The following is a 15,346-nucleotide window of genomic DNA, read 5'->3' on the forward strand; positions in this document are numbered from 1 at the left end:
GGGGCGGAAAAATATGAAACAAAGTCTACAAACTGCTTTTTCTTGTTCTTCATTCCTTCTCTCCTACCCGGAACTCGGGTGGAGAGAAGCTTTAGCTGAATTGCAAGAAGAGATTGAAGCGATTGAACAGGAAGAAGTTAAAACTTCACTTACAGCATTTATAAAACAAGCACTGGATAAAACGAACGATCAACTTATTGATAGTTACGTATATACATTTGATTTCGGTAAGAAGACAAATATGTATTTAACGTATATGAACACCGGTGAACAAAGGGAAAGAGGTATTGAATTACTAGAGTTAAAACAGCATTATAAAAAATCTGGTTTTGAAGTAACAGATAAAGAACTACCTGATTATTTACCGCTATTACTAGAGTTTTTTGCAAATGCAAATGAACAAGACAGTGAATCAATTATGAGTAAATACAAGGAGAATATACAAGCATTACACGTTCAGTTAAAAGAAGCAGATAGTATGTATGAACCAATTCTTTCGGCTGTTTTACTTGCTATCGATACATGGGGTATACAGACAAATTAGAAAGGAGAGTTGTCAAAATGATGGATCAATTTCTATGGGTATTGTTTCCCTATATCATTTTTGCAATCTTTATCGGTGGACATATTTTCAGATACAACTATGATCAATTTGGTTGGACATCAAAATCTAGTGAACTATTAGAAAAGAAAATGCTCCGAATCGGAAGTCTATTATTCCACTTTGGGATTATGTTCGTAATTGGCGGTCATGTTATGGGGATTTTAATTCCAGAAGCTGTATACCGTTCCATAGGTATTTCTGAGCATATGTATCATGTAGTAGCAATTAGTTTTGGTCTTCCGGCAGGTGTTGCTGCAATCATCGGTTTAATTATATTAACGTACCGCCGCGTAACAGTAAAACGTATCATTGCAACGAGTACGAAGGGGGATTATATTGCGCTTATTTTATTACTTATCGTAATGCTAGCAGGACTTTCTTCAACGTTTTTAAATATCGACTCAAAAGGATTTGATTATCGTACAACGATCGGTCCATGGTTCCGAAGCCTCTTCGTTTTTCAACCGAAAGTTGATTATATGACGGAAGTACCTGTATGGTTTAAAATTCATATTCTTGCGGGAATGGGGCTTTTCGCAGTATGGCCATTTACTAGACTTGTACATGTATTTAGTGCCCCAATTAAATATATAAGCCGTAGCTATGTAATTTACAGAAGACGTATTCCAAATGAATTGAAAAAATAATTTTGTTTTATATGTTTAGTAACTTATAAGGAAAGCCGAGATCTAATTGGAGACCTCGGCTTTCTTTATAAGTATAAGTTAATCAATGCTACAAACAGACGCAGAGCAATCTTCACAAGCAATTTCACATTTTAAAAATTGTAAATCGTGAATGGTAATCTTTCCTTTATGAATAGAAATTGTACCTTGCTTTTTTAATTCATTTAACATTCGATTTACGCTTTCACGTGAAGTTGCACAGAAATTAGCTAGTTCTTGATTCGTTAACGGTAAATCGATGAGAATGCCATTTTCTTTTAATACACCGTAACTATTTGTCATTCGAATGAGAGTAGAATACAGGGCACCTTTTTTGCCGTGTAATACTAAATCTCGGAACTTCGTTTGCATTCTTCTTAAATGTTCACTAATCCATTTCATAAATTCAAATACAAGAGCGGGTTTTTGGAGTAATGCTTTTTCTAACGCTTCACGCTTTATTACACCTACTTCAACATCTTCAAGACATTTTGAGTTTAATAAATATTTTGCATTATCCGTGAACAATGTTAATTCTCCAATAATGTCATATTCCGAACAAATTCGAAGTGTTAATTCTTGTCCGTCAGCACTAAGTTTACTAATTTGTACTTTTCCTGAATGGATAATATAGAGTTCGGTTGCCTCCATACCTTCTTGAAAAATAAAACTACCTTTTTTTATCTGCATTTTATATTCAACAGATGCAAGTAATTCCTTTAAATCTTGAGATAATTTCATACTGTTTGTCACAGCAATCACCTTTCTTCTTATAAGCAATACATTTCCTATTTTGAGTGTAAGTATGCTGAAAATGCAAGAGCTATTTCAAAATTGATGTAAAATTTCAATGACCGTAAGGAGTAGGGACTGAAGATGTGAACAAAATGCGAACGGATTTGTGAAGAATTTTTGAATGGGGAAAGGAATGTGAGAAAAGTCACATTGAATATGTCGCTTCTTTTTTATAATGAAGGCAAATAAAAAAACGAAAGCTTACTAAGCGTTGCAGCAGAAAAGAAGGGATATAGATGCACGAGAAAATGAAAGATTCTTTAGAACGGCCACTTCAAGATTTACGTATTTCAGTTATTGATCGTTGTAATTTTAGGTGCACATACTGTATGCCTGCTGAAGTGTTCGGAGCAGATTACGCTTTTTTACAGGAAGAGTTTTTATTATCTTTTGATGAAATAGAGAGACTAGCTAGGTTATTTATAAGTATGGGAGTTGAAAAAATTAGGCTTACTGGCGGTGAACCGTTATTGCGTAAAGACTTATCTCAGTTAATCGCAAGGCTTACAAAACTAGAAGGCTTAAAAGACATTGGGCTCACAACAAACGGAATTCATTTAGCAAAACAAGCTAAGACGCTAAAAGAAGCAGGATTAAAACGTGTAAATATTAGTTTAGATGCGATAGAGGATCACGTCTTCCAAACAATTAACGGAAGAAATGTAAGTACAAAACCTGTACTGAAAGGAATAGAAGCAGCAAAGGCTATTGGATTAGAAGTAAAGGTAAATATGGTTGTAAAAAAAGGAATGAATGATAGTCAAATTCTTCATATGGCTCGTTATTTTAAAGAACAAGAAATTCAGCTTCGTTTCATTGAGTTTATGGATGTGGGCAGTACGAACGGATGGAATTTTGAACAAGTGATTACGAAGGAACAATTAATAGAGAAGATTAATCGCGTATATCCGATTGAACCTGTTACGCCTCGTTATTTTGGAGAAGTTGCGAAATTGTATCGATATGTAGGGAGCGATGCAGAAGTTGGATTTATTACTTCAGTATCTGAGTCATTTTGTTCTTCTTGTACGAGAGCTCGTATTTCGGCAGACGGCAAGTTTTTTACGTGTCTATTTGGAACGAAAGGAACGGATTTGCGAACGCTTCTTAGAGAAAATATTTCGGATGCCTCACTACTAAAAATTCTCCAACATACATGGCGATATAGAACAGATCGATATTCAGATGAAAGAACGGCGGAAAGTACAAATAAACGTCAAAAAGTTGAAATGTCTTACATTGGTGGATAGCGAAAGGAGGATTCCTTATGCAAGAGCGATATTCAAGGCAAGTGTTGTTTTCTAGAATTGGTGAAATGGGACAAAGGAAAATAAGAAAGAAACATGTGCTCTTAATTGGTGCAGGTGCACTAGGGGCTGCGAATGCAGAAGCACTCGCTAGGATGGGAATTGGGAAATTGACAATTGCCGATCGTGACTATGTCGAATGGAGTAATTTACAGCGGCAACAGTTATATACAGAAGAAGATGCAAAGCAATGCAAACCAAAAGCAATTGCAGCAGCAGGACATGTAAGAAAGATTAATTCTGAAGTGGAAATTGTACCAGTTGTAATGGATGTCACAATGCAAGAAATAGAAGAGTTAACAAAAGAAGTGGATCTCATTATAGATGCCACTGACAACTTCGATACGCGCCTACTTATAAATGATATTTCACAAAAAGAAAATATACCTTGGATATACGGTGGATGCGTTGGAAGTTACGGTGTAACGTATACAATTCTGCCAGGAAAAACACCATGTTTTGGCTGTTTGATGGATCATCCTATGGGCGGTGCCACATGCGATACAGCCGGAATCATTCAGCCAACTGTACAGATGGTTGTTACGCATCAAGTTACAGAGGCGATGAAAATATTGGTGGATGATTATGAGTCGCTAAGAGGAACGATGTTATCATTTGATATTTGGAACAATCAATATCTCTCGTTAAAAGTAAATAGACAGAAGAAAAATACATGTCCATCGTGTGGAAATACTCGTACGTATCCAAGTTTAACATTTGAATCACAGGTGAAAACGGAGGTGCTATGCGGACGGAATACAGTTCAAATCCGTCCAGGAATAAAGAGAGTTCTAAATTTAAACGAAATCCAAAAAAGATTACAAAAAATTGTACATGTCCAAAAAACGCCGTACTTACTATCATTTCTAATTGATGAATATCGTTTTGTTTTATTTACAGACGGTAGGGCATTTATTCATGGGACAAATGATGTGAAAATAGCAAAACGATTATACGCAAAATATATAGGATGAACAGAGAGCGTTTCTCCTTATTAAAACGAGGTGAAAAAGAATGTTAGATAAACGTATACCAATTCCAGTAGCAGAAGCGGTTGAGCGTGTAATGAAATATGCCTACCAAGGTGAAATAGAAAAGGTTTCTCTTATAAAAAGCTACGGTAGAACGCTTGGAGAAGATGTTATTGCAGATCATGATGTTCCGCATTTTGATCGCTCTCCGTACGACGGATTTGCGATTCGAGCGGAAGACACAAAAGAAGCTAGTAACAGTAATCCCATTCAGTTTGAAGTGATTGGCGAAATTGGAGCAGGTTTTGTTTTTACAGAAGGAGTGGAACCATTTCAAGCTGTCCGTATTATGACAGGTGCGGCAATTCCTGCGGGGTGTAATGCAGTAGCCATGTTGGAGCTAACGGAAGAATTTGAAGAAAACGAAAAGACTTATATGAAATTGAAACGCTCCTTTGTTGCTGGGGATAACATTTCTTTTAAAGGAGAAGATGTAAAACAAAATAGCATTCTGGTGAAAAAAGGGACTGTTATTAATCCTGGAGTAGCAGCACTTCTTGCTACGTTTGGTTATAGTTCTGTACACGTTGTAAAACAGCCGGTTATTGGAATTGTAACGACGGGTAGCGAACTGCTTGAAGTACATGAAAAATTAAAGCCAGGGAAGATTCGAAATAGTAACTCCTATATGATAGCTGCTCAAATTGAACGAGCAGGCGGAGTTGTACAGTATTATGGACAATTCGCTGACAATTTTGAGACGTGCTATAACACTGTAAAAAAAGCGATAAAAGAAGTCGATATTTTAATTACAACTGGTGGCGTTTCGGTAGGAGACTATGACTATTTACCTGCTATTTATGAGAGATTACAAGCTAATGTACTTTTCAATAAAATTGCGATGCGACCAGGAAGTGTGACAACTGTAGCTGAGTTAGAGGGAAAACTATTATTTGGTTTATCTGGTAATCCTTCTGCTTGTTATGTCGGTTGTGAATTATATGTTAGGCCAGTCATTCGAACATACTTGCATAGAAAAGATTCGCACGTATTTCGTGCAGAGGCAATTTTACAAAAAGACTTTCCAAAAGCAAACCCATTCACTCGTTTTGTGAGAGGAAAAGTGGAAATTGTAAATGGAAAATTGCAAGCGACACCAGTTGGTTTAGATAAATCTAGTGCAATTTCTTCACTTGCAGAAGCGAATGCATTTATCGTTTTGCCAGGGGGAACGAGAGGATTTAAAGCTGGAATTACTGTTTCGGTACTGTTATTAGAATCAACCAGCGGAAGTGAATGGCCATGGAAAGAATCGCTTCGTTCATACAAATAATAGAAAAATAGGTTGCTAATTTATACAAAGATAAGAGGTGCGAAATGCCACATACGTATTATGAAGTAATTGATACACCTATTTCAATTGAAGAAGTGACAAACAAAGTAATTCGTCGTGAGTGTGGTGCGGTTACTACTTTTATTGGTACTGTTAGAGAATTTACGAAAGGTCGACGTACGCTTTATTTAGAGTATGTAGCATATAAAACAATGGCAGAAAAACAGCTTGAGAAAATTGGCGCCGAAGTAGGAGAGAAGTGGCCTGGGACATTTGTCGCCATTACACACCGCATTGGTACTTTACAAATTTCTGATCTTGCTGTTGTCGTCGCTGTTTCTACACCACACCGTAAAGCTGCCTATGAGGCGAACGAATATATTATGGAGCGTATAAAACAAATCGTTCCCATTTGGAAGAAAGAGTTTTGGGAAGATGATGAATGTTGGATTGGTGATCAGTTAGAGAAGGTAGCATATGAGAATGGCGAACCTGGAAAGGAGATGAGGATATGATTGAAGTACTATTATTTGCCCATTTACAAGAAGAAGTAAGCAAACCAGCATTACACATCGATTGTGAAAATATTACAGTTGCTGAACTAAAGAAGGTACTCATTAAGAAATACAACGTAGCGATTTCAAATGAGATTATGGTCGCTATAAATGAAGAGTATGCAAATGAGAATGACATCATTCAAACTGGCGATGTCGTAGCAATGATTCCGCCAGTAAGTGGTGGTTGATTCTTTTCATCCTAATCATGTAAGAACGTGATTAGGATGGAGGGAATGAATATAACTACGTATACATAGGAGGGAACAGGATGAAAAGTCCTAATTTTCAATTAAGTTTACAAACTTCTAATCTAATTATCGGTTTTATGGTATGGGTTATTTTATCATCATTAATGCCCTATATTAAAGTGGATATCCCATTAACTGCGGGACAAATTTCTATGGTAACAGCAGTACCCGTTATTTTAGGTTCTGTTCTTCGCATTCCAATTGGCTATTGGACAAATCGTTTCGGAGCAAGAAAATTATTCTTTATTAGTTTTATTCTATTATTATTTCCTGTTTTTTATATTAGTGTTGCCAATTCTATGATGGATTTAATTATTGGTGGATTATTTGTAGGAATCGGTGGTGCTGTATTCTCTGTAGGAGTAACTTCTTTACCAAAATACTTTCCAAAAGAGAGTCACGGTTTTGTAAATGGTATTTACGGTGTCGGTAACGCTGGAACAGCAATTACTTCATTTTTAGCGCCTGTTATCGCAACTTCAGTTGGCTGGAGAACGACAGTACAATGTTATTTAGTTTTACTTGCAACGTTTGCACTTATGAACTTTTTATTAGGCGATCGTAAAGAGAAAAAAGTGAATACACCACTAATGGAACAAATAAAAGGTGTATATAAAAATGAAAAACTTTGGTTTCTATGTATCTTTTACTTTTTAACATTCGGATCATTCGTCGCATTTACAGTGTACTTACCAAACTTTTTAGTATCTCATTTCGGATTAGAGAAAGTAGATGCAGGTATGCGGACAGCCGGATTCATCGTACTCGCAACAATTATGCGTCCGATTGGTGGTTGGCTCGGTGATAAGTTTAATCCATTTAAAATATTAATCTTTGTATTTATCGGTTTAACACTTTCAGGTATTATTTTATCATTTATGCCTAGTATGAATGTGTATACATTTGGTTGCTTATTAGTTGCATTTTGCGCGGGGATTGGTAATGGTACAATATTCAAACTCGTTCCAATGTACTTCTCTGAACAAGCTGGTATTGTAAACGGACTCGTTTCAGCTTTAGGCGGACTAGGAGGGTTCTTCCCGCCATTAATTTTAACATTATTATTCCAACTAACAGGTCATTATGCAATAGGATTTATGGCGTTATCAGAAGTCGCACTTGCTTGTTTAATTATTACAGTATGGATGTATAGTCAAGAAAAGCTGTTAGTGATGTTAAAGAATCATTAATAAAGAAAAAGAACCATCCTAAAGTAATCTAGGATGGTTCTTTTAGTAATAGACTTCGACATGTTTTATTGCTATCTTTTTTAGGGCCAGATTTTTTGGTAAGGCTAATAGATATTGTGAAAAAGTACACTTAAAATAAAGAATACAGTTTAGGTCGATAAGATAAAATTATGAATTTGTATAAATAATCCATAATTTTCTTTATGAGTCATGTTTGATATGTTAAAGAAAAGAGAGGGGAGGGAAATGAAATGAGAATTTTTGATGCACATTTTCATATTATTGATTTTAATTTTCCGATCATTGAGAACCAAGGATATTTTCCACCCAACTTTGTTGTAGAAGATTATCAGAATGAAACTCCTAATTTGAATGTAATTGGTGGAGCGATCGTATCTGGTTCTTTCCAAGGGTTTGATCAAGACTATTTATTAAAGGCACTAAAACAGTTGGGTTCAACATTTTGTGGCGTAACACAATTACCTTTTACGGTGACGGATGAAGAAATACTAAATTTAAATGAAAATGGGATAAAAGCATTACGATTTAATATTAAAAGAGGTGGTTCAGAAGATTTATCGAAGCTGGATTACTTTGCTAGAAGAGTTCATGATTTAGTAGGATGGCATAGTGAGCTTTATATGGATGCAAAAGAGTTACCCGAAATTGCATCCACTATAGAAAAATTACCAGCTATATCAATTGACCATTTAGGGTTATCAGAAGAAGGTTTACCACATTTATTAAAACTAGTTGATAAAGGGGTACATGTGAAAGCTACTGGTTTTGGTCGTGTCGAATTAGATGTTGAGAATGCCTTAAAGTCGATTTATGAAGTTAACCCAGATGCACTTATGTTTGGAACAGATTTACCATCTACAAGAGCGAAAAGACCTTTTGAGTATGGAGATATCAAATTGATTCACCAGCTATTTGATGAACAAGCTACCGATAACATCTTGTATACGAATGCTTTTAAATGGTATTTTGGGTAGCATCAGGGTCTACATTTGAATTAAATGTGTCCATATGTAGTAAAGCGTTTAATCCAACTAAAATATATGTAGAATGAGGTTTTAAATGTTTATTTTCATTATATTAGACGTAATAGTGCCAATATTAATATTGATGCTAATTGGTGCAATCTTACAAAGGAAGTTCCAATTTAACTTAAAGCAGCTATCTATACTTATTAATTATTGCTTGATGCCAGCGGCTGTATTTGTGAATATATATGATATTCGTATAGAAACAGGTTTGTTGCTCCAGATCATGTACTATTTAATGTTTTATAGTCTGAGTCTAATGCTAGTAAGTCATTTTATTTCAAAAACATTAAAGTTAGAAAAAGGAGAAAGTGCAGCTCTAAAAAATAGCATTTCGTTAATGAATTCCGGTAATTATGGATTACCAGTAAGTCAATTGATTTTCAGTCACAATCCAGTGGGGGTTTCCATTCAGATTTTCATTGTGATTTTCCAAAACCTTTTAACTTATTCATATGGGATTTATAACTTACTATCAGCAACAAAAACAATCGGAGGTATTATTCAATCATTTCTAAGACTGCCTGTATTTCATGCGCTCGTACTAGGGATTCTCTTTCAATCGTTTACAATTCAAATACCTAATTCTATCTTTCTACCTCTTAATCAGCTTGCGAATAGTTTTGTTGCCATAGCACTCATATTGCTAGGAGCACAATTAGCCAACATTAAGCTTAATTTTTTCCATAGAGTCATAACATGGTCTTTAATTGGAAGGTTACTGATGGGGCCATTATTAGCACTTTCCATGATCTACCTCTTAAACATTGATGGAATTGTTGCACAATCATTATTTATTGCAAGTTCTTTTCCTACTTCAAGAAATACATCAACTATTGCTATGGAGTATCAAATAGAGCCTGAACTACATGCACAAATCGTTTTATTTTCAACACTTTTCAGCATTATTACAGTAACTGTCGTTATTTATTTATCATATATTTTGTTTTGAATATACGTTTAAAACCGAATGGATTTGAGGCGGTAAATGATGGATGGAAATCCCATTGATATGAGAGGAAAACAGTCTTTGATATATTAGGTGTCGTTTACAATTGTACTATGTCTGATAATCAAGTGGCTTAATTCAAAAAAGAAACCAAAATAAAAAGAACAAACGCTTCTAAAAAACGTTTGTCCAAAGGTAATTACTATTTTAGCTAAGAAATAGATTATAATTTGTGAGTAAGAGAAAGCTTTTTTATAAGTTTAGGAAATATAGATGTTAGTTCTTGCTTCAAACGCTTCGTAAACGATGGATCTTTACCTGAAGTTGAAATCGTTACAACATATTCATTATTTCGTATGACACCAGGTGTGTGAAACGATGATTCTGTACCATCACTTACAACGTTAACCCACTGGAAATTGTGGGCGGCCTGTTTAACCATCAGATTTACAGCATGTTGATTTGTAGCTGCATAAATAAGGTGAGCATCTTTAATATCATCATTACTAAAAGTTTTTTGCTTCCAAGTAATATAAGGGAGTTCCTTCATTTCCGCGCAAATTTCTGGGCTAATAACGGTGACAAAAGCTCCTGTATCTTTTAATCCAGACGCTTTTCGATATGCGATTTTACCCCCACCAATAATAACGACCACTTTTTTATTTAAATTAAGCATAAGAGGGTACATGTTATACATACACACATTCCTCCATTCGTTCTAACAATGTTAATTTCATATATGTATCAAACTGAAGACAGTTACAAGTCGTAATGTGATCATATTTTTTCGTATGCAACTTAATTTTTTGAAGCAACAACCCGGTAAAGAGAAGATATGGCATGACGTATACGTGAGGCGCAGACGATGTTATCTTCTTGAGCTCAGCAGTAAAAGAGGGCGTTCCTTTCGTTAAAAAGGAGCACGATACTGGCATACCAAGTTTTCGTTCGGCAGCTGCTCCGACTTGTTGTAACTCACGTATCGGTTGTGGGTCACTACTGCCTCGTCCTACGAGTAAAATACTACTACCTTGCATTGGCATCGTTTCATGTATTCTTTTTACTACAAGTTCCACCATATGTGGATGCGTACTAAAAGGAGGTACAACTGAAAATTTGATTTGTGGATATTTCTTTTGTAGTTGCTCTATTTCAAAAGGAATATCACGTTTATAGTGAGCTGCTGCAAATAATAAGACAGGTACAATCATTATTTCAGTTGCGCCCTCTAGTATCGTTTCTGTAACGGCATCCGAAATAGTAGGTGTTGTTAGTTCTAGAAAAGCTATTTTTTGAATCCTTTCGTTACGTTCTTTCATAACAGATTGGATAAAGTGAATGAATTGTTCGTTTCCTTCTTGCAAGCGACTACCGTGTCCAACATATACAATTCCTTTCATTGTCTTACCATGTCTTTCTTCATAAGAGTTTCTTGTAATTGATGATCAATGTTATGAAACCCGACTTTATTTGCATAGTGTAAAGTTGGAACGTCGGTATACGAGAAGGGAAGAGTAAGAATATCGATAAAGCCAAGTCGTTTTATTTCTGATAAAAATGTATCAATTGAAGCACGGCCGTCAAAAACAATGCTATCCCATGAGAATTCAGAAAGCATCCGAGAATGGACTTCATCAAAGCGATGATCAATTGTATATTCATGAGTCATCATATAGGAGCCAGCACCAATTTTCTCTTGAATAAAAGCAATTCGGTTAATATTTCTGCCTAAATAAACAGTTGTATCGGAAGAGAACTTTGCTTCTTTACTTAGTAGGCCATATTGCATAAGTTTTTCTTGAGTGGCAACGTTCATGTGTTGCAGCCCTGCCTGTAAGGAACGAATATCTTTCTGATGTTTACTACATGATCGCATCAATATTTCTACACTTTCAGCTGAACAAAAAACAAGGCGATCAACGTTAAAAATTTCATTGATTTGTTCAAGGGTTAATATATATTCTACCTTTTTGAAAGTTGGAATTTGATATATTTCTGCACCAGCTTCTTGTAACCTTTGCTTCATTACACTTGTTTTATTTGTTGCGGATGTAAATAAAACTTTTTTACCATGTAATGGTTTACGTTCTTTCCAAGCAATTTGATCTCGTAAGGAAACGACATCACCAACAATTGTCATAGAAGGATTAGAAATATTTTCGTTTTTGACGATAGAGACAATGGTAGATAGTGTCCCTGTAACAACGCGCTGTTTACCAGTTGTACCCCATTCAATGATTGCTACTGGCGTATCTTCTTTTTTTCCTGCTTGTCGTAAGTTTTCACAAATTGTAGGTAAGTTTTTTATACCCATGTAGTAGGCAATCGTATCGCTATTGTGAGATGAATTATACTTTCCATGATCGGTTAAAGGACCTTTTGCATGCCCCGTTAGTAAAGTGACGCTATTACTGTAGTCACGGTGGGTGAGGGGGATACCAGCATAGCTACTAGCGGCGATGCTAGATGTAATACCTGGTACAATTTCATATGGAATATTTGCTGCTGCTAAAGTCTCTGCTTCTTCACCAACACGGCCAAAAATAGATGGATCTCCGCCTTTTAATCGGACAACAATTTTTCCCTCTTTCGCAAATTGAAGAAGGTGTGCGTTAATCATTTCTTGTCGCATAGTATGATTCTTTGGCATTTTTCCGCAATACATAAGTTCACATGTTTCTTTTGTATAGCTAAGAAAGATAGGGTTTAATAAGCGGTCATATAAAACAATATCTGCACGCTTTAAACAATCTATCGCTTTTTTTGTAATAAGTCCTTCATCACCTGGTCCTGCACCAACTAAATATACATATCCGTTCATAATTGCACCTCGACTATTTTTATTTAAAAGGAAGCCAGAGGAGGCTTCCTTTCGTAAATTACATGTATAAATAAATGTCACCATCAATAACTTCTACTTCGTATGTTTGAATACAGCCGTCATCAGGTTTTTGAACTTCACCTGTAAGTAATGAAATCTTCCAATCATGCAGCGGACAAAAGACGAATTCACCAGATACAATTCCTTCTGCTAATGGTCCGTTTTTATGAGGACAACGATTTTCTACAGCCCGAATATCGCCATTTGAAAGGCGGAATAGGGCGATAGACATACCTTTCATTTGTACCTCTTTACCGATTTGAATAGGAAGATCTTCTGCACGCATAACTTTTATTTTTTCTTTCGTGTGTATCATATAGATCACAGCTCCTTATTTCACAGTTTCTACTTCATACATCGCTTTTAATGACTTCGTTTCTAGCGCTTGTCCCCATGCTTCCGTATATGTACTACGAGCTGTTTGGAAACGTTCATTTAACGTACTAACCATATTTGTATCTTGTAGTATTTCCTTTATATGATCGAAGCCTAAACGTTCTGTCCAGTAGGCAGTACGCTCTCCGTAAATACCAGTTTCACGATAATATTGCATGTAAGCTGTAGCGATACGAAGGACATCATCTTCAGTAGGGACAATCATTACAAAATCAGCTTCACGTACTTCTGTACCACCATTTCCGCCAATATAAAGTTGGTATCCATTTTCGACACATACAACGCCAAAATCTTTCGTTAATACTTCCGCACAGTTACGTGGACAGCCCGTTACTCCCATCTTCATTTTATGAGGTGTATCTACCATTTCTAATGATTGTTCAAGTAACATACCAAGTCCTAATGAATCTTTCGTGCCGAAACGGCAGAAGCGAGAACCAACACATGATTTTACATTACGAAGCGATTTTGAATACGCATATCCCGAAGTCATATGTAAGTCAGCCCATACGTTAGGTAAATCTTGTTTCTTAACACCATATAATCCGATTCGGCTCGCGCCTGTAATTTTCACAAGAGGAACATCATATTTCTTCGCAACTTCAGCAATTTTCATTAAATCATCAGCTGTTGTAACGCCTCCGTACATACGTGGAATAACAGAGAATGTACCATCGTGCTGGATGTTACCGTTCATTCTTTCATTAACGAAACGGGACGATTTATCATCTTCATATTCTTCTGGAATCGCCATACGTAAATAGTAGTTTAAAGCAGGGCGACATTTTGAACAGCCGTCTTCATGCGCAAAACCAAGAACGTTTCGTACTTCTTTTGGCGATTTTAATCCTTTCTCATGAATGGCCGCTACGACTTCATCACGTGATAAAGTTGTACATCCGCACATACCAGCAGACTGCGCAGCAGCATCAAAAGCATCTCCGAGTGTATGAGATAAAACTTGCTCCACAAGCGGACGACATTTACCACAAGATCCTGCGGCTTTCGTGCATCTTTTTACTTCTTCAAAAGTAGTTAGCTCTTGTTCTAAAATAGCGTGAACGATTGTACCTTTCGTAACACCATTACATCCACAAATCGTGTCATCCGCACTCATTGTAGCAACATCGAGTTCACTTTCTTCACCAGCTTTGTGAAGAAGGGAAGCGGCTGTATATTCTTGTATGTCTTCTTCTTTCTTTAACATGCTAAAGAGGCGTGTACCATCAGCTGTGTCACCATATAAAACGATACCGACAACTTTATTATCACGAATTAATACTTTTTTATAGGAACGTTTACATTCATCAAAGATTGAAATTGCTTTCGTCTGATCATCTTCATAAATTTGGCCAGCAGAGAATAAATCACAACCAGCAACTTTTAATTGCGTACCGACGATACTGCCCGTATATCCACCAGTTTGTAAATTCGTTATATGTTTCGCTAATATTGTGCCTTGTTCATAAAGAGGGGCAACAAGTCCATATGCGATACCATCATGTTCTGCACATTCGCCAACTGCATAAATGGATTCATCATTTGTTAGCATATAGTCATTGACTACAATACCTCGGTTGACAATTAGACCAGCATCTCTTGCTATTTTCGTATTTGGTCGTATACCGACAGCCATTACGATTAAATCACAATCTACAACTTCACCATCTTCAAATTGAATGCCCTCAACATGATCTGTACCAAGAATTTTTACAGTTTTCTTTTCCATGAGAAACTGCATGCCTTGCGCTTCTAAATCTTCACGCAGAAGAGAAGCTGCTTTCGTATCTAGTTGTTGCTCCATTAAGCTAGGCATTAAATGAACAACATGTACGTCCATTCCTAAATCAATTAGACCTCTTGCGGCTTCTAAACCAAGTAATCCACCACCAATGACTACGGCTTTTTTCTTTTCTTTCGCAGTATCAATCATAAATTGTGTATCTTCAATAGTTCGAAATCCTGTTACACCAGGAAGAGTAGAGCCTTCAACGGGTAAAATAAAAGCACTAGAACCTGTTGCGATAATGAGTTTGTCATATGTAACAGTACGATTCTTTTCTGTAATAATAATTTTTTCTTCTCGGTTAATACTTTGAACTCTTTCATTTGTATACAAAGTTATTTCGTTTTCTTCATACCAACTGTATTCATTCATAATGATATCTTGTATATTTGTTTTGCCTTGTAATACATGAGAGAGCATAATACGGTTGTAGTTCGGATGCGGTTCATCTCCCAAAATAGTAATCTCATATGAATCACAATCATGTTTTAATATTTCTTCCATACAACGTATGCCAGCCATACCATTTCCGATCATAACTAAACGTTTTTTCATTTTCGTTTCCCCTTTTTATGTGAAATATTGAACAAAGGATTATATTTTTATTATAGAAAATCA

General features: G+C 36.0%; 16 protein-coding genes. 10 read left to right on the plus strand and 6 right to left on the minus strand.

The genetic code is table 11. The features are described 5' to 3' along the window. Nucleotides 1–13 precede the first annotated feature (13 nt). Entirely contained in the window at nucleotides 14–544 is a 531-nt protein-coding gene (gene narJ / locus ACTFSI_RS10625; RefSeq protein ID WP_138322102.1) for a nitrate reductase molybdenum cofactor assembly chaperone, read from the plus strand. Between the two features lie 17 nt (nucleotides 545–561). Further along, complete coding sequence (gene narI, locus ACTFSI_RS10630) at nucleotides 562–1,251, plus strand: respiratory nitrate reductase subunit gamma (protein WP_044792594.1); 690 nt, start codon at nucleotides 562–564, stop codon at nucleotides 1,249–1,251. 78 nt (nucleotides 1,252–1,329) lie between these two features. Here the strand turns inward: narI and ACTFSI_RS10635 are convergent, their stop codons facing one another. Beyond that, on the minus strand, nucleotides 1,330–2,022 hold the full coding sequence (locus tag ACTFSI_RS10635; protein WP_000185188.1) for a Crp/Fnr family transcriptional regulator: 693 nt from the start codon (nucleotides 2,020–2,022) through the stop codon (nucleotides 1,330–1,332). 278 nt (nucleotides 2,023–2,300) lie between these two features. Between ACTFSI_RS10635 and moaA the strand changes: the two genes are divergently transcribed. From moaA to ACTFSI_RS10675, 8 genes are all read left to right on the plus strand, one after another. Beyond that, entirely contained in the window at nucleotides 2,301–3,314 is a 1,014-nt protein-coding gene (moaA, locus tag ACTFSI_RS10640; protein ID WP_138322101.1) for a GTP 3',8-cyclase MoaA, read from the plus strand. Between the two features lie 17 nt (nucleotides 3,315–3,331). Next, nucleotides 3,332–4,345 carry a molybdopterin-synthase adenylyltransferase MoeB gene (locus ACTFSI_RS10645; RefSeq protein WP_440045373.1) on the plus strand — a complete coding sequence of 338 codons (1,014 nt, stop codon included), beginning with the start codon at nucleotides 3,332–3,334 and terminating at the stop codon, nucleotides 4,343–4,345. A 40-nt stretch (nucleotides 4,346–4,385) separates the two neighbouring features. Continuing rightward, nucleotides 4,386–5,675, plus strand: a complete 1,290-nt coding sequence (locus tag ACTFSI_RS10650) for a molybdopterin molybdotransferase MoeA (protein ID WP_138322100.1) — start codon at nucleotides 4,386–4,388, stop codon at nucleotides 5,673–5,675. Nucleotides 5,676–5,719: 44 nt separating this feature from the next. After that, nucleotides 5,720–6,190, plus strand: coding sequence for a molybdenum cofactor biosynthesis protein MoaE (locus ACTFSI_RS10655; protein ID WP_044792588.1), 471 nt, complete (start codon nucleotides 5,720–5,722; stop codon nucleotides 6,188–6,190). Further along, a complete protein-coding gene (gene moaD, locus ACTFSI_RS10660; RefSeq protein ID WP_000573672.1) occupies nucleotides 6,187–6,420 on the plus strand; it encodes a molybdopterin converting factor subunit 1 in 234 nt (77 codons plus the stop codon). Before ACTFSI_RS10655 ends, moaD begins: the two co-directional genes overlap by 4 nt. Nucleotides 6,421–6,500: 80 nt before the next feature. Beyond that, on the plus strand, nucleotides 6,501–7,670 hold the full coding sequence (gene narK, locus ACTFSI_RS10665; RefSeq protein ID WP_002194307.1) for a nitrate transporter NarK: 1,170 nt from the start codon (nucleotides 6,501–6,503) through the stop codon (nucleotides 7,668–7,670). Between the two features lie 251 nt (nucleotides 7,671–7,921). Next, complete coding sequence (locus tag ACTFSI_RS10670) at nucleotides 7,922–8,665, plus strand: amidohydrolase family protein (protein ID WP_001217840.1); 744 nt, start codon at nucleotides 7,922–7,924, stop codon at nucleotides 8,663–8,665. A gap of 85 nt (nucleotides 8,666–8,750) precedes the next feature. After that, the gene (locus ACTFSI_RS10675; RefSeq protein WP_138322099.1) at nucleotides 8,751–9,668 is read left to right on the plus strand and encodes an AEC family transporter; all 918 of its coding nucleotides are present in this window, start codon (nucleotides 8,751–8,753) and stop codon (nucleotides 9,666–9,668) included. 220 nt (nucleotides 9,669–9,888) lie between these two features. On the opposite strand, the gene ACTFSI_RS10680 is transcribed toward ACTFSI_RS10675, so the two are convergent. The 5 genes from ACTFSI_RS10680 to nirB are packed head-to-tail and all read right to left on the minus strand — an operon-like array spanning nucleotide 9,889 to nucleotide 15,283. After that, entirely contained in the window at nucleotides 9,889–10,362 is a 474-nt protein-coding gene (locus ACTFSI_RS10680; RefSeq protein WP_044792584.1) for a precorrin-2 dehydrogenase, read from the minus strand. Further along, entirely contained in the window at nucleotides 10,355–11,065 is a 711-nt protein-coding gene (locus tag ACTFSI_RS10685; RefSeq protein ID WP_000676456.1) for a sirohydrochlorin chelatase, read from the minus strand. The genes ACTFSI_RS10680 and ACTFSI_RS10685 overlap by 8 nt, the downstream gene beginning before the upstream one ends. Further along, the gene (locus ACTFSI_RS10690) at nucleotides 11,062–12,486 is read right to left on the minus strand and encodes a uroporphyrin-III C-methyltransferase (RefSeq protein WP_138322098.1); all 1,425 of its coding nucleotides are present in this window, start codon (nucleotides 12,484–12,486) and stop codon (nucleotides 11,062–11,064) included. Before ACTFSI_RS10690 ends, ACTFSI_RS10685 begins: the two co-directional genes overlap by 4 nt. Before the next feature lie 58 nt (nucleotides 12,487–12,544). Then, nucleotides 12,545–12,862 carry a nitrite reductase small subunit NirD gene (nirD, locus tag ACTFSI_RS10695; protein WP_138322097.1) on the minus strand — a complete coding sequence of 106 codons (318 nt, stop codon included), beginning with the start codon at nucleotides 12,860–12,862 and terminating at the stop codon, nucleotides 12,545–12,547. Nucleotides 12,863–12,877: 15 nt separating this feature from the next. Continuing rightward, nucleotides 12,878–15,283: an NADPH-nitrite reductase large subunit gene (gene nirB, locus ACTFSI_RS10700; protein ID WP_138322096.1), complete on the minus strand. Its 2,406-nt coding sequence runs from the start codon at nucleotides 15,281–15,283 to the stop codon at nucleotides 12,878–12,880. Between the last annotated feature and the right edge of the window lie 63 nt (nucleotides 15,284–15,346).

The sequence above is a fragment of the Bacillus cereus group sp. MYBK101-2 genome, assembly GCF_051918845.1.
Lineage (GTDB): Bacteria > Bacillota > Bacilli > Bacillales > Bacillaceae_G > Bacillus_A > Bacillus_A paranthracis.